General features: G+C 45.3%; 19 protein-coding genes. 2 read left to right on the top strand and 17 right to left on the bottom strand.

From position 1 onward, the window contains the following. Positions 1 to 46 precede the first annotated feature (46 nt). The 5 genes from rpoZ to NSS87_RS12360 are packed head-to-tail and all read right to left on the bottom strand — an operon-like array spanning position 47 to position 4,001. Positions 47 to 247, bottom strand: coding sequence for a DNA-directed RNA polymerase subunit omega (gene rpoZ / locus NSS87_RS12380; protein WP_036686188.1), 201 nt, complete (start codon positions 245 to 247; stop codon positions 47 to 49). A 52-nt stretch (positions 248 to 299) separates the two neighbouring features. Beyond that, positions 300 to 869 (bottom strand): guanylate kinase, encoded by a 570-nt coding sequence (gmk, locus tag NSS87_RS12375; protein ID WP_076282916.1) that lies wholly within the window; start codon positions 867 to 869, stop codon positions 300 to 302. 19 nt (positions 870 to 888) lie between these two features. Further along, positions 889 to 1,149, bottom strand: a complete 261-nt coding sequence (locus NSS87_RS12370) for a DUF370 domain-containing protein (RefSeq protein ID WP_006209218.1) — start codon at positions 1,147 to 1,149, stop codon at positions 889 to 891. 48 nt (positions 1,150 to 1,197) lie between these two features. Then, entirely contained in the window at positions 1,198 to 2,091 is an 894-nt protein-coding gene (locus NSS87_RS12365; protein WP_042187381.1) for a YicC/YloC family endoribonuclease, read from the bottom strand. A gap of 38 nt (positions 2,092 to 2,129) precedes the next feature. Next, on the bottom strand, positions 2,130 to 4,001 hold the full coding sequence (locus tag NSS87_RS12360) for a bifunctional homocysteine S-methyltransferase/methylenetetrahydrofolate reductase (RefSeq protein ID WP_339247439.1): 1,872 nt from the start codon (positions 3,999 to 4,001) through the stop codon (positions 2,130 to 2,132). A 171-nt stretch (positions 4,002 to 4,172) separates the two neighbouring features. Here NSS87_RS12360 and NSS87_RS12355 point away from each other — a divergent pair, with 171 nt between their 5' ends. Continuing rightward, positions 4,173 to 4,430, top strand: coding sequence for a hypothetical protein (locus NSS87_RS12355; RefSeq protein ID WP_339247436.1), 258 nt, complete (start codon positions 4,173 to 4,175; stop codon positions 4,428 to 4,430). Here the strand turns inward: NSS87_RS12355 and NSS87_RS12350 are convergent. From NSS87_RS12350 to NSS87_RS12330, 5 genes are all read right to left on the bottom strand, one after another. Next, positions 4,403 to 5,503 carry a GerAB/ArcD/ProY family transporter gene (locus NSS87_RS12350; protein ID WP_339247434.1) on the bottom strand — a complete coding sequence of 367 codons (1,101 nt, stop codon included), beginning with the start codon at positions 5,501 to 5,503 and terminating at the stop codon, positions 4,403 to 4,405. The genes NSS87_RS12355 and NSS87_RS12350 overlap by 28 nt on opposite strands. Before the next feature lie 18 nt (positions 5,504 to 5,521). After that, a complete protein-coding gene (locus tag NSS87_RS12345) occupies positions 5,522 to 6,736 on the bottom strand; it encodes a Ger(x)C family spore germination protein (protein ID WP_042187376.1) in 1,215 nt (404 codons plus the stop codon). Then, a complete protein-coding gene (locus tag NSS87_RS12340; RefSeq protein WP_052404255.1) occupies positions 6,726 to 8,387 on the bottom strand; it encodes a spore germination protein in 1,662 nt (553 codons plus the stop codon). The genes NSS87_RS12345 and NSS87_RS12340 overlap by 11 nt, the downstream gene beginning before the upstream one ends. A gap of 140 nt (positions 8,388 to 8,527) precedes the next feature. Then, positions 8,528 to 9,364, bottom strand: a complete 837-nt coding sequence (gene dapF, locus NSS87_RS12335) for a diaminopimelate epimerase (protein WP_042187374.1) — start codon at positions 9,362 to 9,364, stop codon at positions 8,528 to 8,530. A 91-nt stretch (positions 9,365 to 9,455) separates the two neighbouring features. Beyond that, positions 9,456 to 12,275, bottom strand: coding sequence for a calcium-translocating P-type ATPase, SERCA-type (locus NSS87_RS12330; RefSeq protein ID WP_042187372.1), 2,820 nt, complete (start codon positions 12,273 to 12,275; stop codon positions 9,456 to 9,458). A gap of 293 nt (positions 12,276 to 12,568) precedes the next feature. On the opposite strand from NSS87_RS12330, the gene NSS87_RS12325 reads away from it, so the two are divergent. Continuing rightward, complete coding sequence (locus tag NSS87_RS12325; RefSeq protein ID WP_339247428.1) at positions 12,569 to 14,458, top strand: NFACT RNA binding domain-containing protein; 1,890 nt, start codon at positions 12,569 to 12,571, stop codon at positions 14,456 to 14,458. 83 nt (positions 14,459 to 14,541) lie between these two features. Here the strand turns inward: NSS87_RS12325 and NSS87_RS12320 are convergent, their stop codons facing one another. The 7 genes from NSS87_RS12320 to NSS87_RS12290 form a co-directional block, all read right to left on the bottom strand. Next, the gene (locus NSS87_RS12320; RefSeq protein ID WP_339247426.1) at positions 14,542 to 15,456 is read right to left on the bottom strand and encodes a PHP domain-containing protein; all 915 of its coding nucleotides are present in this window, start codon (positions 15,454 to 15,456) and stop codon (positions 14,542 to 14,544) included. A 53-nt stretch (positions 15,457 to 15,509) separates the two neighbouring features. Next, positions 15,510 to 16,409: a selenium metabolism-associated LysR family transcriptional regulator gene (locus NSS87_RS12315; protein WP_339247423.1), complete on the bottom strand. Its 900-nt coding sequence runs from the start codon at positions 16,407 to 16,409 to the stop codon at positions 15,510 to 15,512. Positions 16,410 to 16,538: 129 nt separating this feature from the next. Next, positions 16,539 to 16,976, bottom strand: coding sequence for a hypothetical protein (locus NSS87_RS12310; protein ID WP_042193736.1), 438 nt, complete (start codon positions 16,974 to 16,976; stop codon positions 16,539 to 16,541). Between the two features lie 164 nt (positions 16,977 to 17,140). Then, positions 17,141 to 17,404 carry a YlbG family protein gene (locus tag NSS87_RS12305; protein ID WP_042126853.1) on the bottom strand — a complete coding sequence of 88 codons (264 nt, stop codon included), beginning with the start codon at positions 17,402 to 17,404 and terminating at the stop codon, positions 17,141 to 17,143. Positions 17,405 to 17,444: 40 nt separating this feature from the next. After that, a complete protein-coding gene (locus tag NSS87_RS12300; protein WP_076282926.1) occupies positions 17,445 to 17,882 on the bottom strand; it encodes a YlbF family regulator in 438 nt (145 codons plus the stop codon). Between the two features lie 15 nt (positions 17,883 to 17,897). Then, complete coding sequence (locus tag NSS87_RS12295) at positions 17,898 to 19,829, bottom strand: helicase-associated domain-containing protein (protein ID WP_339247419.1); 1,932 nt, start codon at positions 19,827 to 19,829, stop codon at positions 17,898 to 17,900. Beyond that, positions 19,826 to 21,538 (bottom strand): DNA repair helicase XPB, encoded by a 1,713-nt coding sequence (locus tag NSS87_RS12290; RefSeq protein ID WP_339247416.1) that lies wholly within the window; start codon positions 21,536 to 21,538, stop codon positions 19,826 to 19,828. The genes NSS87_RS12295 and NSS87_RS12290 overlap by 4 nt, the downstream gene beginning before the upstream one ends. Positions 21,539 to 21,674: the final 136 nt, after the last annotated feature.

Here is a 21,674-nt window from a genome sequence, read left to right as displayed (position 1 = left end):
GGCGGTATCCGTTTCTACAAAAGGTCATATCTAAATAAACTTGAGACTACTCTTCACCACGGGTAAGCGTAATGCGATCTTCGTAAATTTCCTCAAGAGCAACACCGACAAATTTATGCGATCTAGGGTTCTTCACATCTGTCTTGCCACCCTCACGCAATTGTCTAGCACGACGTGCTGCGGCTACAACGAGCGAATACTTACTGTCAACCTTGGTCATCATTTCATCAATTGATGGATATAGCACAGGGACACCTCTTCATAGTTTACTGGTAATACCTTCAGCCTTGCAGCATTCATTATCTAACTTTACAATGTTCGGCGATAATAATGCTTTCTATTCTCTTACAGGCCAGATCAATCTCATCATTTACAACAGCATAATCATAATGCTGCATTAGATTAATCTCATCCTCCGCTACAGTCATGCGGTGATCGATCACATCTGGATGTTCCGTACCCCGTCCGCGTATGCGGTCCTTTAGCTCATCCATAGAAGGTGGAAGAAGGAACACAAAAATACCTTCAGGAAATTTTTCTTTAACTTTGAGAGCTCCCTGAACCTCAATTTCGAGAATAATATCTTTGCCGCTATTGAGAGTTCTCTCTACAAAATCACGTGGAGTACCGTAAAAATTACCTACGTACTCCGCATATTCAAGCAGTTGATCGGCTTCTATCATAGCCGAAAACTCCTCTTTGCTTTTGAAAAAATAATTCACGCCGTCTTCCTCACCCGCACGCGGACTGCGAGTAGTAGCAGAAACTGAGTAGACAAGTTCGGGCATCTTCGGTCGTAGCGCAGTACATACAGTACCTTTACCCACGCCGGAAGGTCCGGATAATATGATGAGCAATCCTTTTGACATAATACACTCCATTTAGTTGTTATTCGTCGTTGTCGTCATCTTTACTGGATAAGCGATGCGCTACAGTCTCCGGCTGTACAGCCGACAGAATGACATGATCACTATCTGTAATGATTACGGCACGAGTCCGTCGGCCATAGGTGGCGTCGATCAACATATGTCGATCTCGAGCCTCCTGGATAATACGTTTGATCGGTGCAGATTCCGGACTGACGATGGAAATAATGCGATTGGCGGACACAATATTCCCAAAGCCAATATTGATAAGTTTGATTGCCATGTTCCGGTAGTTCCCCCCATAAAGTTCTATGCTATTGCCTGTTCCCGGTTACTCTATGTTTGCCGCTTGTTCACGAATCTTCTCCAGCTCAGCTTTCATGTCTAGCACAAGACCCACGAGTGTTAAATGATTACATTTCGATCCGATTGTATTCGTCTCCCGGTTCATCTCCTGAATGAGAAAATCCAGCTTGCGTCCTACCGGTCCTTTCCCCTTCAGGAGGGTTCTGCATTGTTCGAAATGACTATACAACCGGGTCAACTCTTCATCAATATTACAGCGATCTGCAAAAATAGCGATTTCCATCCCGAATTTATGCTCATCAAAAGCGAACGTCCCATCATTTAACTCATTTAATCGATGACGAAGCTTGTCACGATATTCAATGATTACAACAGGTGCAAGTTCGACCATTTCAGCATGCATGGATTCGAGATGATTGAGACGCTGTTCAATATCAGCGGCTAGAAAACTGCCTTCACGGGCGCGCATCTCTAGCAGAGACTGTAAACTCTGCTCAAGTCCCGTCTCCAACATTTCAGAGTAGTCTTCTAAGGCCGCGGACACGGCACCCGCAGCCTCATCTTTGCTTTCCATAATACCGGGTATAGAAAGTATATCACGTAGAGTCAACTCACCGGACAAACCATACTCGTTCTTAAGCTGATCTGCTGCCTTAAGATAAGTCATGACAGTAGAGCGATTCAGAACCGGTCCGGAAGACGACTCATCGTGCTCTCTATTGATGGTAACATCTATCCTTCCCCGTTTGACGTGCTGCTGAACCTTTCTTCTCAGCACATCCTCATAACCCGTCCAATCCCGGGGCATCCGCAGTACAACTTCGCAGTACCGGTGATTCACCGATTTCACTTCGAACATAATCTTGTAGCCGCCGAATTGCAGGGACGATTGACCGTATCCGGTCATGCTAAATGACAACGGAATCACATCCATTACACTATTGTAATTGATTATTACTAGCGAAACAAGGGGGACAATTTACGTCCTGATTTCTCCCATACATACTCGATCAACTGTGTACTCATATCATAGAACATAAACGGTGTCATCAAATAGATCCCATTGAAATGGGCAGTTGCAACATCTAGCAATTCCTTGGCGATGGCGACCCCTTCTGCTCTTCCTGCTTCCCCTTCAAGTCCCTTCATGCGATTCCGGACATCATCCGTAAGCTGGATTCCCGGAACCTCGTTATGCAGGAACTCTGCATTACGCCCACTAGCCAATGGCATCACACCAATAAACACGGGAATATCCAGATGTGCAGTTGCCTCAGCGATCTTTACGATAAGCTCCTGATCATAGACAGGCTGAGTCATAATATAATCTGCACCAGAGGCAATTTTCTTCTCCAGTCGCTGCACGGCCTTATCTAAATGTTTAACATTCGGGTTAAAGGCAGCACCGATAACAAAATTCGCTTTCTGCTTCAAAGGTTTACCTGAGAAGGAAATACCATCATTCAACTGCTTAATCATACGAATAATTTCAAAAGAGGTTAAGTCGTAAACCGAACTTGAGCCGGGAAGATCTCCGAATTTCGCTGGATCTCCAGTCACCGCTAACACATGATCAATTCCTAGTGCATCAAAACCCATCAAATGCGATTGGGTACCAATCAGATTGCGATCGCGACAAGCAATATGCACTAGTGGACGGAGTCCAGTTTTAGCATGCACCAAATGGCCCAAAGCCATATTGCTCATCCGTGTAACAGCCAGTGAGTTATCGGCGAGTGTCAGCGCATCCGCACCTGCTCTTCTCAACGCTTCTGCACCCTTCATGAACTTGCCGATATCCAAATCACGAGGTGGATCAAGCTCAACGATAACCGTATGACGTTCCTTGACTAGATCAACCAGGTTCGGCTCACGACCATCTCTTCCCTCATCTTCGCCAAAATGCTCCTGCAAAGATACACGCTCCACAGTCGGAAGCGTCGGTTCTGGAAGTGGCTGAGGTACGTAATCTTTCAATGCGGAAGAAATTTCAGCAATATGCTGCGGAGTAGTACCACAGCAGCCCCCAATAATTCTGCAACCCATTTCTGCAAAAGTAACTGCCATTTGTCCGAAATATTCCGGTGAGGCTCCATATCGATATTCTCCATCTACATAATCCGCAACGCCCGCATTCGGATAGACCGAGGTAGGCAGAATAAGATTGCCTTGTACCGCTTTTAGTGCTCTCTTAATCCCGTTTGGGCCAGTATTACAGTTAAATCCGATGATATCCGCTCCATCACCTTCTAAGATCCGGAAAGCCTCTGGTAAAGTCAATCCATCTAATGTACGTGCCGATTCATCCACAGCAAATTGGCAAATGACTGGGAGAGTACTATGTTTACGTACTGTTCTTAGTGCAAGATGCAGTTCCTCGACATCGTAAAAGGTTTCTAGCATAATGCCGTCTACTTCTTCTTCTAATAATGCTGTAATCTGCTGTGTAAAATACTTCTTCAACTCTGTCGATGAGAGATTTGCACGCTTACCGGCGCGAATAGAGCCTACAGCACCTAATACATAGCCTGTATCTCCAGCAGCTTTACGAGCGATTCTTACTCCGGCGCGATTAATTTCTTCAACCTTGGACTCCAAACCATATTTGGACAGCCTGTCAAAATTCGCTGAGAAGGTGTTGCTTTCTAGCAGCACTGCTCCTGCATCGATATAGCTGCGATGGACATCTTCGATAACCCCCGGAGAGGTCAAATTTAATTCTTCGTAGGAAATGCCGACAGGGAAACCCTTCTGATATAAATAGGTACCCATCGCTCCGTCTCCGACCAATACTTTGTTTCCCCATGCGGAACGTAAATCCGGCTTCACTGCAAGATCCTCCCCTGTCACATTAGGTTCTACTTTAGTTTCATACTAATGTAACATAAATCGCTATGGATGATAAGCTTTCATAAGAAAAGCAATCCCCCCCCCAGTGGTATGCATGATCAAGTATTAAAAGCCTCATACTAACGTTAAAAAAATTAAAGGGGTGTTTAAGTGAAGAAAAAAACAAGAAAGCTTCTGATCCGAAAATACACTGTAATTCTACTTCTATGCATTCTCTGCCTATTATTTCTGTATTTGGGAGATTGGATGTACGGATATGGTCTGGGCAATATCGGTTATATTCTAAATTACTTGTTATATACCCCCTCTGAGAAAGTCGCTGCTTGTATTATGTTGCTCTGTCTGATTATTCCCGATATCCTTGCCTGGAACAAGGGGCATCAACCAGAACGAGGAGGGGAACTGTGACTTCTTATCGCTGTAATAATAATTAGGAGCAATGGAATCAACACCATAAAGAAGGGAAAGACCGTATATAGCAGTTTCCCTCCCTCTTCAATATGCTCTGTGAAGCTCCGTGCGTTCAGCATCGAACTGAATAGGATTATTAGAGCTACCGGATACACCATTCTTCGGTAAGGAATCTTGAACAAATCTGAAATCCCAATAAGTGCTGCTGCAAAAAAAACAGACAATTTGAAAAAAACACCGATTATTAGCACCATGACAATTAGAATATCCACACGTTGAATAAAATCGGAGATAGAGATCTTACTGATCGTAGGCATTAAGGGGAACGGAGAACGCCTGACAATATCAGTACCGAGCACCGATATATTTAAGGCCATGGTCATACTTAACAGTATACCTGATACAAATATGCCCGCTGCGATTACCCAAGGACCTTTTTTAACGTTATTCAGATAGGGCATAAGCATAGTAAAACAGATCATTTCACCAAAAGGGAAAATGTAGTTTTGATGTAAAACAGAAGAAACAATTGGCTTAATTCCATTCTCAAAAACAGGGAGCAAACGGTTCAAATTAATGGAGCCCGAGAACATTAACATGCTCGAACAAAATAAACCGATTAATATCACAATCACCGCAAACACCAACGAAGTTCGGGACAGCACTTCTACTCCTTTATGCAATACATAAGCACTAGATAATACCATTAACATCGCTACAATGAATAACGGCGTCCTGTGCATAGTAGCCATAACTAGCATAGAGCTACCATCTCGCAGATCACGACCAGCCAAATTAAGAAATATCACGATATAAGCTATGGATATCAACGAACCCACATATTTACCAAATAGTTGCCGGATATATGCCGTAAGGGGCAGATTCGGAAACTTTCTATAAAGATAGGCATATCCTGCAAAAACAATTAATCCAATCAAATTCCCCAGCAAAATGGAAATCCAAGCATCCTTATCAGACTCCATTCCAAGATTCACTACCAGCGCCGTCCCTAGTTCAAACAACACTGTCAGGGTGAAAAATTGAAGTAGTCCTATTTTTATATTTCCCATAGCTGCCCTCCTAAATTTTCATTTCTTTTTGGACTGAAAAGAATCACTCCGCATGTCGGTATGCCGAATAACTATATCCACATTAAACTTGATCTCACAGGTTGCAAATATGCTATCCCAATGATCTTTTACTTGCTTCCACCCCCGCGGATTCTCTCGTTCTACAACTTCACCAAATCCAAGGTAATCGCTTTTTAACAAACGAGCTGCTGAGACAGCTGCATGTAACTTATCATTGATACTCTGTTCTAGAAGTTCCGAAAGATTATTTAAGACCTTGGGATCTGTCAAATCCAAAGCATTAGGCGATTCTTTTAAACCTGCCTGCTCAGTGATATTTATTGTGATTACCGGATGCTCGGCGTCCTTCGCATCAGCATGAATATGTACCTGAGATAAATACACGATGAACGCTACATATTCATCCTCACCAATCGAAACCACTACTGGAATTTGTGTAATTTTATTCTTTAGCAGGGCAGTGCCTATAGCTTCATCACCTCGTAGCCAGCCTATCAGCTTGTCCTCTTTAAATGCAGCGAAGTCTGTAACTCTAAGAATGGCCTCAGGATCTATATTTTTCAAACTGTCGTTATTATCTTTTTTGTCCAATTCGCCTGTTACCATTACCCCATTGACGATAGGCCCACCACCTGGAATTTGAATACCACGAATTATATCGTCTACTTCCATCCGGTAATTATATCCATACTGTTTAGAGGTCGTCTGCAGCTTCTCCACTAGATCATTGGCGGGTATTTTGCCAAACGTAGTCATGGTCGTCATACTATCTACCGCCGGCTGTCCCTTTGATATAAAAATAAAACTGGTTAGCCTAGTTTCACTCTCTCTTTCTAGGACATCCATCATATCTTTGATACCTTCGCGAGCAAACTTTTCCGAAATAACGATCACTCGGATATGTCCTAAGGACAAGAAGCGCGCAGTCTGACGCGAGGCATTAGCCAACGCTTCAAACATTGTACGTCCACTGCCTTTATATACTACGACTGGCGAAGTACCTCTGGCGTTCTCGCCAGAGATTTCGTCAGCAATTATAATCTGAAAAGATAATACATATTTTTCCTCATCTGTAGGACCTCTATCAATAGCCACTCCAGAAACGATTGCCCTTCTATTTAGCTCCACACTGTCCCAGCAGCCTGTAAGACTGAGAAATATCAATAAACATAGCAGGACAACCCCAATAAAAATAGTGCGATTACTCTTCATCCTGCGCTCCTTTTTTTGGATGCTCTGCCCCAGTAGATTTTTCAAGGATTTTAGGAGAAATATTCTGTTCATGTCCTGTTGAGATCTTCTTTCCTTCCGAAATGCCTTCTTGCCTCTTTGTTGTAGAAACTTGCTCCGTTCTCAAAGCCCATAAGGGCAGTCTTAAGAACGCATCTTTTTGACCATGTGAGGATATAGGCACAATAGGGGATAGATAAGGGACACCGAATGAACGCAGACTATTCATATGTGCAAGCAAAACAATTAAGCCTAAAGTAATCCCATAAAAACCAAACATACCGGCCAGCACTAAAAATCCGAAACGGATAATTCTACCTGCTATCGCCATGTTATAAGCAGGTATAGCAAAGCTCGCAATCCCTGTCAGCGCTACTACAATAACCATAACCGGTGTGATGATTCCTGCTTCTACTACTGCCTGTCCCAAAATAAGAGCACCAACAACGGATACTGTCTGTCCTACTGCACGCGGCATTCTTACTCCAGCCTCTCTAATGATCTCGAACGCTCCTTCCATCAGGATTGCCTCCACAAAAGCAGGGAAAGGTACATTTTCACGTTGTGATAATAGATTGATTAACAGGGTTGTAGGAATCATCTCATAATGGTAAGTGGTTAACGCTATATAAACGGAAGGTCCAAGAATTAGTACAATAAAACTGATATATCGAACAAGACGCATGAGAATTGCAATATCGAACCTTTGAGCATAATCCGAGGCAGACTGAAAAAACAGTGTAAATACCGCAGGCAAAATCAATACAAACGGGGTGCCATCTATAATGATCACAACCCTACCCTCTAATAGGTTCGTCGCTGCAACGTCAGGCCGTTCACTATTATTAATGGTTGGAAAAGGTGTGAAGGTTTTATCCTGAATTAGTTCTTCAATATAACCGGATTCCATGATGGCATCGACATTAATCTGTTGTAGCCGATTTCTCACCTCTTCTACCAACTTCTCGTCTGCATTGTCTTTAATGTACATGAGGGCCACATCTGTGTGAGTTACCTTTCCGATCTTTAAATGTTCTAGTCTTAGCTTAGAAGACTTAATTCTTCTCCGAATCAAGGAAATGTTCGTAGCTACAGATTCAACAAAACTATCCTTTGGGCCTCGCACGACTAGCTGGGTGGATGGTTCGCTGACGGAGCGAGCTTCTCCTCCCTCGGTCTCACACACAATTGCACTGTCATAACCTTCAATCAGAATGACCGTTTTGCCAGAAAGGATCGCCAGTAGAACCTCATTCCACTCCTCTTGCAGCTGTGCTTGACCTATTTCCAAAGCACGGTTCAATACGAATTCCTTAAGATCATTTGTTGCAGAGATGTTCTCTTTGAGCATTTCGTCTGTAATTCCGAGTAACGAACCGATTACGAATTCATCGACCGTTTCCTTGTTGACAAGACCATTAAGATGAATCACTGCTGCTTGAACGGGGCTCTCACCTCCGATCTTTACCTGACGAATTTTGAGATCAGGACTATGACCCAACTCATTATCTATTTGGTCGAGCGTTTGGTCCAAATCATCGGTAAGCCTCGGAATTCGAGTATCTTCATGAACTGAGGCTCCTTGTTGTTCCTTAGCGGATTTGTTTCTTCTGTTTATCCCGTTTATGTTCAACAAGGCCCCCCCTTTTTCAATCTTAGGGGTATTATTCTCGGTTATCCCTTCCATTATTCGGCTACATAAAGTCGTAAGGATGTGGAAACACAAGAAGGCAGCCCAAGAGATTCTCTTGGGCTGCCTTCTTAAGTATTTTTCTAAATGGCTACACTACCTGTGAATGCAACCTCAGCAGGACCTGTCATATACACATGGTTATCCTCTTCGTTCCATTCAATATAGAGATCGCCACCCTTTAGACTAATCCAAGCTGCTCGGTCCGTCAGACCATTTAGCACAGAAGATACTAAAGTTGCGCAAGCTCCAGTCCCACAAGCAAGTGTTGGTCCAGCTCCGCGTTCCCATACCCGCATATCTACTCTGCCTCGATCCAGAACCGTCGCGAACTCGACGTTTACCTTTCTTGGGAACAATGGATGTACCTCTAGCTTAGGTCCCCATGTCGCAAGATCGAAAGAAACTGCATCTTCTACATAGATAACGCAATGAGGATTACCCATAGATACTGCAGTAAACTTAAATTCGGTTCCATCCGATTCAATCCGCTCTGAGAGCACGGGTTCCGCATCAATAGCTACCGGAATTTGAAGACCGGACAATACAGGTTCACCCATATCAACCGTTACAGTTTCCACTACACCGTCTTTTACATTCAAGGTAACCTTTTGTTCTCCGGCACCAATCGTTTCAATAACAATCTGCTCGGAGTTTACCAGGCCATGATCGTAGACATATTTGGATACACAGCGAATGGCATTTCCGCACTGCTCTGCTTCCGAGCCATCAGAATTCATAATGCGCATCATGTAATCGCCGCGTTCAGACGGAAGGATGTATACAAGTCCGTCCGCACCAATTCCGAAGAATCGATTGCATAACGTTACAGCAAGATCCGCTGCATTACTTGGTAGCTCTTGCTCGCCGAAAACTACGATGAAGTCATTGCCTAGACCGTGCATTTTTGTAAATTCCATTGAAAGTCCACTCCTAAAGGTTATGTTAAGTTAGATACGAGCTATTTACTGCAACAAGTATACCTTTAGGAATGGAGCGTTACTATTAACTTTATGCCGAAATTTTTGTACTTTTTATCATCGAATTACTGCCGCTACGACCTCGATTTCGTTTACCGCCCCAAACACTGCCAGCCCCCATCAAGAAGGTCGGAATCCCCGCAGTTACAAATACTAGACACCATTCACGGAAATTAAGCGGCACTGTTTTGAAGACGGGCTGGAGAAATGGAATATACATAACAGCCAGCATCAAAATCACGGATGACAAAACAGCAAGAACTAGGTACTTATTCTGGAACGGATTTCGATGGAACACCGAACGAGAACTGCGGCAATCGAAGACATGAATCAACTGAGCCATAACGAGTGTCGCAAAAGCTACGGACTGTGCTCGAATCAGCTGCGCTGGATTTTCTGGTGCTACACGTAAGGTTAGCCAAAATGCTCCTAACGTACATAAACCGATTAAAAATCCACGGCTTATGATCTTCCACCCTAAACGACGGGCAAAGATATTTTCCTTTGCACCACGCGGCTTATGCTCCATTAAGTCCTTCTCAGGCTGGTCAACACCAAGCGCCATCGCTGGCAGTCCGTCTGTCACCAAGTTGACCCATAAAATTTGAATAGGCACTAATGGCAGAGGCAGACCGAGCATCATGGCAAAGAACATGGTCAAGATTTCCCCTACATTTGATGCGAGCAGGTATCGAATGAATTTACGAATGTTCTCATAGATGTTTCTACCCTCTTCAATGGCAGCAACAATGGTTGAGAAGTTGTCATCCCCTAGCACTAATGAAGATGCTTCCTTGGTCACATCTGTTCCGGTGATCCCCATAGATATTCCTATATCTGCCGCTTTGATGGCTGGAGCATCATTGACTCCGTCTCCGGTCATAGCCACAACATGACCACGGCGCTGCAAAGACTTCACGATACGAAGCTTATGCTCTGGAGATACGCGGGCGAATACGTACACATTATCCGATACTTTATCCAGCTCATCATCATCCATCCGAGTCAGTTGAGCCCCTGTTAATACTGTGCCCCCACGTTGCAGAATTCCTAATTGGTGAGCAATGGCCTCTGCAGTCGTTCCATGGTCCCCAGTAATCATCACAGTCTTAATTCCTGCTCGGCGTGTGACGCTAATGGCATCGCGAACTTCACGCCGTGGCGGATCAATCATTCCAGCCAATCCGATAAAGACAAGTTGGCACTCCGCATCCTTTTCACTATCCACATTTTCACTTGGACGCATATCACGATAAGCCATACCTAGGACACGAAGTGCACCTGAAGCCATTTGCTCATTGGCATCAAGTACTTTCTGCCGCAATGTTGGCGTTAAAGGCACGACACCGCCCTCCCAGAGCATATACGAACAGCGATTAAGCAGCACATCAGGCGCGCCTTTCGTACATACCATCCGTCCTCCGGGATGACCAATAATAACTGACATTAACTTCCGCTCGGAATCAAAAGGAAATTCCTTCTCACGGGAGTATGTTACGGCTAGCGTCTGGGCAGTCAAACCCATCTTCCCTGAAAGCGCTACTAGAGCTCCTTCCGTTGGATCTCCTTTGAGTTCCCAGATCGATGAGCTGTCAGAAGATTTATCAACTACTATGTCCTTATCCTTCCCTTTACGCTTACCTCGCACTTCGGTCGGAAAGGTCTCAATAATCTCCGCATTACTGCACAAAGCACCCACCTGTAGCATCCGTCTTAAACTTTGATCATTTTTGAGATCTACCGGTTTACCTTTCTCCAGAACCTGTCCGTTCGGAGCATAACCTTCACCTGTTACTTCAAGGCCACGTCCGCCCGTCCATAATCGGGTCACCGTCATTTTATTCTGAGTCAATGTACCCGTCTTGTCCGAACAGATGACGGATGCGCAGCCCAAGGTTTCCACTGAAGGTAATTTACGAACGATAGCCTTTCGTTTGATCATCCTCTGCACGCCCAGCGCAAGTGCGATGGTTACAATGGCCGGAAGCCCTTCCGGAATCGCAGCGACCGCCAAGCTTACCCCGGCCAAGAACATTGCTGTGGCAGGCTGTCCATGTAAAATACCGGCTGCTACAACTACAATAGTTAAACCTAGTGATACATAGATCAAAATTTTCCCTAACTGCTCGAGACGATGCTGAAGGGGAGTCTCCTGAGACTCTGTATTCTGGATCAGGTCTGCAATCTTACCCATCTCTGTGTCCATACCCGTACGAATTACGATAGCTTTACCAGTACCCCTGGTTACCATTGTGCCCATGAACCCAAGATTCTTCTGATCGCCGAGCGGAATCTCCTCCGCGCGGATCACATCCGAATGCTTCGAGACAGGCAGTGATTCCCCAGTTAGCGCGGATTCCTCCACATATAGAGAACTGCAATCCAGCCATCGTATATCCGCGGGTATTCGATCACCACTCTCCAGCAAGACAATATCACCTGGTACTAACATCTTTGCTGGAATAACCTCGCTGTTCCCCCCACGCAGTACTTTGGCAGAAGGTGCGGAGAGCTGTTTTAAAGCTCTTAGCGAACGTTCGGCGCGGAACTCTTGAACAAACCCAAGGGCTCCGTTTAAAAGGATAATCGCGATGATCGTGATGGCATCCAAATATTCGCCAAGCAAACCGGATACGAGCGTCGCACCCATAAGCACAAGCACCATGAAATCCTTAAACTGGTTCAACAGCAGGGTAAACGGGGATACGGTCTTTCCTTCGGACAGCTCGTTATACCCATTTTGCTTCCGTCGCTCCGCGGCATCCTCTCCACTGAGGCCCGTCCTCGGATGGACATTGAACATTTTCTGCAGCTCTTCTGCACCGAGCCGGTGCCAACTGTTTTGTTCCATGACTTTTCTTTCCCTCCCGGTCGTTTCTTGACTTCCGGCGGCGCACAGCTTTTCCACCTGTTCATGACCAAGTGTATTCAAGGTCGTCCAATAATATCACCGCCTAACCAATTCCCCTTTTGCACGAATGTCCCAAAGTATGGCATCATAGAGAGGTAAGCTTAAACGTCTTCGGTGTTCTTATAAGGGCGGTAAGCGTTTAAACAAGAAATATAAGATATAAAGTATGATGTGAAACTTATACTTTCTTATATTTTCAGAAATTCATTTCACGTCGACAGGAGAGCTTTATCATGGCATTAGACGGCATTGTTACCCGAGCTATCGTGCACGAACTGCAATCATTCATCGGTGCGCGTATAGGCAAAATATATCAACCGAGCAATCACGATCTTATCTTCAACCTGCGGGGTGCCGGTGGCGGCGGCAAGCTATTGCTCTCTGCTAATCCGACATATCCGCGTCTGCATCTTACAGAAAGAAGCAGCATAAACCCGTCAGAAGCACCTATGTTCTGCATGCTCATGCGTAAGCATTGTGAAGGTGGGGCTATTGAGAGTATCACTCAGGTAGGCATGGAACGAATTATTCACATAAATGTTAAGACTAGAGATGAGCTTGGAGACGTCTCTGCCAAAAAGATCATCATTGAGCTCATGGGACGGCATAGTAATATCATCCTTACTGAGCTCGGCACAGGAACGATCATAGACGGCATTCATCATGTTACTCCATCAATCAGCAGCTACCGGATCGTAATGCCCGGTGTCGCTTACACAGAGCCTCCTCAGCAACACAAGCTGAACCCTCTGGAGATCGATAAAGAACGATTTCTCAATTTGATCTCAGCTGCTGAAGAATCCGCTCTACTGGAAGAAGATGAGAAGGAGGCCGAACCGGAAGAAATCATTGAAGGTGAGCTCGCCAACCTGATTACAAAAGAAGAGGTTGAACAGAAACCTGACGGCTCAGGCGGTCCTTCCCCATCAGCTGACCCGGTAGGCTGGATGGTGCATGCCTTCAGCGGAATGAGTCCACTTGTTGCCGGAGAGATTGCTCTTCGTCTCAGAAATGACCTTGCGATAGGTGATACACAGGGATCTGCACCAGAATTTCCAACAAAGTTATGGGACGCCTTCCAGTCTGTAATGGGACCTGTCCATAATTGCGAATTCTCTCCTGTTTCAGGTGCGAATGCGAAAGGGAAAATGATTTTTTCCGCGATTCCGTTATCTCTATTGGATGAGAATGCGAAGCAATATAACACGATTAGTGAGTGCATGGAGGATTATTACGGGGATAAAGCTGAACGTGATACGGTGAAGCAACGGGTAAGTGATTTGATCCGTTTCCTGAGCAACGAACGTAGCAAAAACGTTAAGAAGCTTGCCAATCTACAGAAGGATCTAGACGAAGCGCAAGACGCAGATCGCTATCGTATTTGGGGTGAATTGCTATTCGCGTCCTTACATGCCGTGTCCAAAGGAGATAAAGAAGCCTCTTTGGTCAATTATTATGACGAAAATCAGGCAGAAATGGTCATCCCACTCGACCCTTTATTAAGCCCATCGGATAATGCACAACGTTATTTTAAAAAGTACAACAAATATAAAAACAGCCTCCTTGTCATTAATGAGCAGCTGATTAAGACCCATGAGGAAATATCCTACATGGAAAGTTTACTTCAACAGCTTGCCCATGCCTCATTGAATGACATTGAAGAGATCCGCGACGAGCTTGTAAGTCAAGGATATCTTCGCGACCGAAGCAAAAAAGGCAAGAAAAAGAAAAAAGCAACCAGACCTACATTGCAGGTCTTCACCTCGTCTGAAGGCATCGACATTTATGTCGGAAAAAATAATTTACAGAACGAATACGTCACTAATCGACTGGCTTCACCTAATGATACTTGGCTGCATACCAAGGATATTCCTGGTTCTCACGTTGTCATCCGTAGTGAGGAATTTGGAGATGCCACACTGGAAGAAGCCGCCCAGCTTGCCGCTTATTTCAGTCAGGCGAAGCAGTCAAGCAGTGTGCCTGTAGACTGTACACTAATCCGCCATGTCCGCAAACCGAGTGGCTCGAAACCCGGATTTGTGATCTATGATCATCAGAAAACATTGTTTGTCACTCCAGATGAAAATCGCATTAAGAGTCTTCCAAATACGCTGAGAAGCTAAATAACAAAAAGAACCGGCTGTCGTCCATTTGTGGATGACAGCCGGTTTTCGTTTTTCAGTATATTATGTTCAACTGATTGAACTTAGTTTTGACGTAACATGCCAGCAACCTTCTTCAACTGTTCCAGAGCTTCAACAGAAACCGTAACACTACCGATATCTCCATGGAATACAACACCTTGACGGGCACCATGAAAATCCGAGCCACCGGTTATAATTAAGCTGTATTCTTCAGCCATGGTTAGGTAACGCTCTGAATCAGCGGGTTCGTGATCCGAATGATAAACCTCAATTCCTTTAAAAGCCCCCCGCTCCATAATCCCTCGTACTAACTGGTCGTCACCATATAGGCCTGGATGCGCCAATACTGGAGACCCACCCGCCTCGATAATCCAATAACAGGCATCCTCGGGCGTGATTCGTGGGGGTGACACGTAAGCCGCTGCACCTTCGGCTAAATACTTATTGAACGCATCTCTCATATCCGTAGCTGCTCCAAGACGAACCAGCTCATCAGCAATATGTGGTCGCCCAATACTCTCATCAGGCTTCAGTTCCCGTCCAATTCCCGCGACAACTGCCTCAAGCGTAATTTCAATCCCAAGCCCACGTAATTTTGAGAGGATCGCCTCATTCCTTAGTGCCCGGGTTTCTCTTAGCCCTTCCAAACGGGAAAGAAACAACTCATTTGCTGGATCTATGTAGTATCCAAGGACGTGAATATCTTTTCCTCCAGCACGAGTGCTGATCTCTACACCCGGTACAACAGTGATTCCGTATTTCTCTCCTGCTTTGAGAGCTTCCTTCACACCAGCCACAGTATCATGATCCGTTATGGCAACTGCGATTAGTCCCTTCTCTTTAGCAAGACGTACATTTTCCTCCGGTGGCTGCATGCCATCAGAGGCTTGAGTATGCGTGTGAAGATCGCATCGTGAGGCGTCAATATTCTCCGGTCTGTCGCCCTTCAGTTCATCCAGTCTAGTTTCATTCTCCATTTCTATCACCTCTATCGCTAGTTTCTAAGTTTCCTGCCTCTGGTCATATTGCTTTAGTTATCATTCGAATGCTCGCGCAAAAAAGTCAAGAACGTCACTGCAGAAATTGGCAGCAGTGTCGATTTTAGATGAATGGCGTAGAATTGTCTTTTAAATGAGGCATCCGAGATATTCACGATTTCCAGTAGTCCAAGCGCAACCTCATGTTTAACAGAAGAAGTCGAGATAATAGTAACCCCAAGACCTGCCTCCACTGCCGACTTCACAGCACCCGTACTACCAAGCTCCATCACTATTTTCATCGATCCCGGATCAAGCCCCTTCGAGAAGAGCTGCTCTTCCATCACACGTCGCGTTCCTGAGCCCTGCTCACGCAGAACAAAAGGGTGCTGAAGCACCTCCTCCAAAGTGACCTCTTGCTGCTCTGCAAGCGGATGATCATGGGGCACAATCAACTTCAATTCATCCCCCATCACCGGCTCAATCACCATATCAGGATGTGTTACCGATGCTTCAATTAAACCAAAATTCAACTGATGTTTTAGGATCTCCTCCATAATTTGCGAGGTATTCATGACCTTCATCATGATTGAAATGTTCGGATATTGCTTTCCAAAAGGACCTAAGAGCCGTGGCAGCACATACTCCCCAATGGTAAGGCTTGCCCCAAGCTGCAAGCGCCCTTCCAACATATGCGTAAACGCCGACATCGCTTGATCCGTCTCCCGCATCAATTGGATACTGCGCAGCGCGTATGGCATTAACGTATGACCTGCTTCGGAGAGCATGATTTTTTTGGTAGAACGATTGAAGAGCTTGGTTCCAAAATAATCCTCTAGCGCCTGTACTTGCATTGTCACTGCTGGTTGAGTCATATGTAATGTCTGTGCCGCTGCCGAGAAGCTTCCTCGCTCTAAGACAGTATAAAAAATATGTAATTGATGAAAGTTCATGCTCTGCAACTCCTTGTGCTATCTATAAAAGAAACTTAAGGGATTATGTACGATATGAAGCTTATATATTCTTATTTTCAAAAAGGACATGCAGCCACCGCCGCATGCCTCCTGTTCGTTCTTTATACACTATTTACGTTTACGCTTCTTCTTCGTTAGCTTAGTGCGGCGGGAATTGCGCAGCAGCGAAAAGTAAGTTTTTAAATCTCTCAACTGTGGAGTCGCAGAGATTCTCCCAAGAAACGAAACGATGATCATAGAATATAATGGCTGACCTGAAATATCTTTTTCACCTATCAATTCCGTGAACTCAGCGATTACTACAGAGTCATCGTCAATTAAATACGCGTTAAAATCACTGTCTGAAAAGGGCTTGAGCCGATTCTGCATCAGGCACTGCCACATCCATGCGGCGACCTCTTCGTCATCGCTTACACCTTTACTGATCCGGTCCAAATAACGACTCTTCGCATGATTTGTTATAACGATGTCAGCGACCCTGTAGTCGTTCAGCATGATGTGGAAGGGCTCGTAAGAACTGGGCCAATCCGTCCCTTTGTTGCGCATCATCATCACACTCCACCATAAGGGTCTTTGTATGTACTTAATGTTGTCATCTTACCTCATTGCTGAAAGTTGTACAAGTTCCAGAGCACGGAAGAAACCGCGGTTACCCGAGATCTGCGCATAAAAAAACAGGTGCTACTTAAGCACCTGTTCATCTCCAAGAATTACATACCGTAGTTACGGGACTTGTCCGGCCCATTACTGGTATACTCTGTCTTAATTTCGTTACGATAGGATCTTTCGATCTTACGAACGTAGGAGAGTCTGCGGACATTCTTCATAACTTCCTCGGCACGTTCTGCATTTACATACATCACTGCATAATGCATTTTCCGAGAAACATAATGTAATGTTCCGTATTTCTCAAGGTTACGTGCCGCTTTAACGTCACTTACCCAAATGATGTATCCTGTCCGTTCCGCAAACATAAGCTAAACCGCCTTTCTCTCTCTAAATCCTAAGGGAAGCTTATCCGCAGGAGCATTTTCCCCCGCTACCGCATCCACCTTTAGGGGAAGGATCATTGCTTGGTACTTTAATGCTATCCGATACTGAAAAAGCAATCGCTTCCGACATGGAATGCAGAATGTCATCAAGAGTCTTCTCCGCCTGCTTAAAACGAGCGACCTCTTCAAACTTCTCCAATTCCGCTTCTACTGCCGAAACCTCATCCTTCGCTGAATGATAGTTCGGATGAAAATGTCCGAATCGCTGTGTTTCTTCAAACAACTCTTTCTTGGCTTGAAGCTGTTTGACCATGGCCTGAATTTCTGGGTTCGAATCAACCCGTCCTTTCCAGTATAAGTAATCCGACACTTCGGCGGATTGATTAATCATATCGCCTAATTCATAGGCGTATGTCAGCACTTCAGCCATATCGACCGTATTTAATTCCGCTACGCTCATGAACTCAGCTCTTTTCTACGTTAATGTTCTACCGAATTCAGTAGACTTTTCTATCATACCATAATCACTCGCTTCAGCAGAAGAGGAATTTCTTCGCCTTTTGGGAATTACTAACTTCATTTCCTTCCAGTCTTCAGGGGCCAGCTCTATTTCCTCAACCGTTTCACCATCGTTATACAGCAGATGGCCTTCCACTTTCCAAGGATTACCTTTTATTCTGGAGGGGATGAAATCTAACATTTGGTCCTTTAAGGAAAACCGCACCTTAATTCCCCATTTCAGCCCTTGTTCCATTACTTTCTGAGCGGTTGAGCTATGATAATGGCGCCATTCCTTGCTCCAGATCTGTGGCACATTTTCTCCACCTAATAAGATATCCTCCTCCTGCTCAGGAGAAATAACTGGTAAGTTTAAAAAGGGATTCCCTCTGTCGAGTAGCCTTAGTTCAGGATTTAGTACTGGAAGTGAATACAACGCTTGCTCGGTTTCGGCTTCTTGATGAAATGAAGTCCATTCAGCATCCACCTCTTCCTCACGTCCTCCAATCATCCTAGAAGGGGCCAATCCTGCTAAGGACAGCTCCTTACGCATCTGCTCCACAGACTCCGGAGATACAAGAAAATGAAGCGGTCCGATACGTTTAAGGCTCTCTTGCAGTCGCGGATGGGCTGCAATAGCCCCTCCGTCCTCCTCCGTCTGACAAGTCAACAGAATCACTTCAGAGAGTGATGTTCGGCCAATGCTCTTTCCCCATTGCTCTAAAGATAGCTCCACCACAGATGGCAGACCACCCAGTGCATGATCTTTAATCCAAGCTATCGCTTCTTCTGGAGGCATCCCTCGCTCTGATGCATGCACTAGCATCTCACGAGTCAGTCGGAAGCTCCACATCGTATCTGTTTGCAGTAGTTCAGCGCATTCAGCTAAAACCCAGCGCACAGTATAGAGAACATCCGGTGGAATCAGGACTTCAAAATCGGGTTGCACAATAAACTGGTCATTCGAATGCTCTGCCACAGAATCAGGGAAGGACTCACTACTGTACATCAGCTTCGGTTTTGCAGCAGTCCAGCGAAAACACTGGATACCCTCAGGCGTGCTCCCCAGTTCACACCATCCAAAGCCTGTTAGACAACGAAGCCAGTTTAAGCTTGATTGTTCCAGCTCTTTCCGGGAAACTGTTCCAGTTAAATTCATATCTGCCATCCAGTCCAGAAGCTCAGGCAACGCTGTCCATTTCTCTGATACAAAAGCATTGCTGGATATTAAATAGCGAAAATGCTGATCGGCAGGCCCAATGCTTCCAAAACGATGAATAACAATCCCATACAGGATGTCAGTCATTCTTGTCTCAGGAAGTTGCAACCAACTTCCCAGCTTATCCTTGTCCAGTCTATAGCCCGTTTTCAGTCTGGTAATAAGCCCAAGACACAACATGATATCTACTACAAGAGCCGCTGACAGAGCATCCATTTCATTCGAAGGAGTGCCCATAGAGAGCCCCAGTAAATGTTCTTCCTGAAAAGAAAGTTGGGCCGCTAAACGATTTAAATTCTTTTTATGAATAATTCCCTTAGCGGTCAAAGGCAAGCCTTCACGAGCCATGAACAGCAAGGCCCGAAACAGATCTACTGCCAGTCCAGCACCCGCCTCCATGGATAGATTCACTGAATAACCTTCAATAAACTTAGGCTGGTATGGGAAGAATTCTTGTTCTAGCACTAATAATTGTTCAACAGGAATCTGATACAGCTTCTCCCCCAATATTTTATGCCTCGCAGTTAACAACCCCGCGCGCCGCAGTTCACTCATTGCAAGCTTTTGCTCTGCCCGGCAGAGCGTCGTAGGACGCCACCGCTCTTCTTTCCCCTCGTCAAAGGGTTGGGCCGCGTAAGCAGCACATAATCGCTTTAAGACCTCTAGGGCTTCCGCTGATAGCTGGTTCAATGGATCGTCCGCTCCTTTCCGTTCGGCACCATTTTAACGACATATTCATACCCCTGTTCTGTTAAAAACATCCGTCGGCGCATAGCGAATTCCTGCTCCCGGCTATCTTCAGATACCAGCGTATAGAAGTACGCTTTGTTCTCACCCGCCTTCGGACGCAAGATTCGACCCAAGCGCTGGGCCTCCTCCTGCCTGGATCCAAAAGCTCCTGAAACCTCAATAGCAATCGACGCATCTGGCAAATTCACCGCAAAATTCGCTACTTTAGAGACAACAAGCACCTGTATTATTCCCTCGTTAAAAGCTGCATACAACTCATCTCTTTCTCGTTGCTTCGTTTTACCCGTAATCAGAGGTGCATCGATCTTATCCGCCAGTTCAATTAATTGGTCGAGATACTGTCCAATAACCAGAACCGATGATCCCTGATGGGCTTTTAGAAGCTCGACTATAACCTCAGCTTTTGCAGGATTGCATGAGGCCATACGAAATTTCTCTTTCGCTTCCGCATACAAATACTTCTGTCTCAGCTCAGAGCTCATCGGTACGATCATCTCGACACATTCTACCTCTGCAATCCAGCCCTGCTGTTCCAGCTCCTTCCAAGGCATGTCGTAACGCTTAGGCCCGATCAATGAGAATACGTCCCCTTCCTTTCCGTCTTCTCTAACCAGAGTTGCAGTGAGACCTAGTCTTCTAGTAGCCTGAATATCTGCTGTAGCCCGGAATACTGGAGCTGGAAGCAGATGAACCTCATCATAAATAATCAAACCCCAGTTGCGTTCATTGAACAGCTTCATATGGAGAAAAGGACCGCCTTTGGATTGACGGTGCGTTAATATCTGATAGGTAGCTATAGTAACAGGCCGCACTTCTCTTTTTTCACCGGAGTATTCGCCAATAGACTCATCAGCCAAATCGGTTCGCTCAAGCAGCTCATCTACCCATTGTCTTACCGAAGTTGTATTTGAAGTTAAGATCAGTGTTTCGCATTGTAGACTTTCAAGAACGGCCAGTCCCACTACCGTCTTACCCGCTCCACAAGGCAACACAACTACCCCGCTGCCTCCCTGCCCTTCTATGCCTTGAAACATCTGGACAGCCTCCTGCTGATATTCACGCAGTCCAAAAGCTTCACCTTTCGCTCCATCCTTTGCGTGATTGTGAGACTCCTTCCAGGTCAAACTTAGAGCTTGTCCGACATGATAACCAGCATAATCCAGTACAGGGTAGCCTAGTCTCATCAGCTCTTGCTTTAAAAGCCCTCTGTTCTCCGCACGGCATGAGCTTTCTAGTGGATTTATTCTCTGCAAACCTAACTCCTTTAGACCTGATTCATTAACTAGTCCATTCAGAATCTCAGCTGTCTCAGCCCTAAGCGTAATGAGCTCATTCGAAGTCTCCTGACCGTGAAGGGTGAGCTTTCCATACCTAGAGAGAAGAGTTGCGATCTCATCCTCCAGCCCGGCAGGAACACCCCAGCGCGCGAGTTGATGCAGACTTGAAATAATCGTTTCAGCTGTATAATTAAGCGCTGCAGCATTCCATAATGATAATGGAGTGATTCTATAGGTGTGATAAGCCGGAGGACTCTTTACGAGCTCTGCAAAGGCTCCTAGTTCTTTCCTAGCCTTCTCAAAACCAGGATGTGCACATTCCAGTAGAATCGTCCGATCCCTTCGCACAATGCAAGCCCCTGTTTCATTCATAACGTTCCCTCCCCAATCATTAATTTTATTCAAGCCTGCGCTATGTAATCTGCTTACATTCATACAAGCAAAAACGCCCTCGGCGTCTCAAAAGGACGGTAAGCGTTTATGCGAGAAATATTAGGATAATGTATAG

Source organism: Paenibacillus sp. FSL F4-0243 (assembly GCF_037963295.1).
Classification (GTDB): Bacteria; Bacillota; Bacilli; order Paenibacillales; family Paenibacillaceae; genus Paenibacillus_AQ.
This window is presented reverse-complemented; position numbering and strand designations above follow the sequence as displayed.

Bases quoted from the DNA above. Each gene is read 5' to 3' on its own strand.
- NSS87_RS12310 (WP_042193736.1), bottom strand. From the start codon at position 16,976: ATGCGCAACAAAGGGACGGATTGGCCCAGTTCTTACGAGCCCTTCCAC.
- gmk (WP_076282916.1), bottom strand. From the start codon at position 869: ATGTCAAAAGGATTGCTCATCATATTATCCGGACCTTCCGGCGTGGGT.
- NSS87_RS12370 (WP_006209218.1), bottom strand. From the start codon at position 1,149: ATGGCAATCAAACTTATCAATATTGGCTTTGGGAATATTGTGTCCGCC.
- NSS87_RS12300 (WP_076282926.1), bottom strand. From the start codon at position 17,882: ATGAGCGTAGCGGAATTAAATACGGTCGATATGGCTGAAGTGCTGACA.
- dapF (WP_042187374.1), bottom strand. From the start codon at position 9,364: ATGGAATTTACAAAAATGCACGGTCTAGGCAATGACTTCATCGTAGTT.
- NSS87_RS12315 (WP_339247423.1), bottom strand. From the start codon at position 16,409: ATGAACTTTCATCAATTACATATTTTTTATACTGTCTTAGAGCGAGGA.
- NSS87_RS12330 (WP_042187372.1), bottom strand. From the start codon at position 12,275: ATGGAACAAAACAGTTGGCACCGGCTCGGTGCAGAAGAGCTGCAGAAA.
- NSS87_RS12305 (WP_042126853.1), bottom strand. From the start codon at position 17,404: ATGTTTGCGGAACGGACAGGATACATCATTTGGGTAAGTGACGTTAAA.
- NSS87_RS12350 (WP_339247434.1), bottom strand. From the start codon at position 5,503: ATGGGAAATATAAAAATAGGACTACTTCAATTTTTCACCCTGACAGTG.
- NSS87_RS12290 (WP_339247416.1), bottom strand. From the start codon at position 21,538: ATGAATGAAACAGGGGCTTGCATTGTGCGAAGGGATCGGACGATTCTA.
- NSS87_RS12345 (WP_042187376.1), bottom strand. From the start codon at position 6,736: ATGAAGAGTAATCGCACTATTTTTATTGGGGTTGTCCTGCTATGTTTA.
- NSS87_RS12325 (WP_339247428.1), top strand. From the start codon at position 12,569: ATGGCATTAGACGGCATTGTTACCCGAGCTATCGTGCACGAACTGCAA.
- NSS87_RS12320 (WP_339247426.1), bottom strand. From the start codon at position 15,456: ATGGAGAATGAAACTAGACTGGATGAACTGAAGGGCGACAGACCGGAG.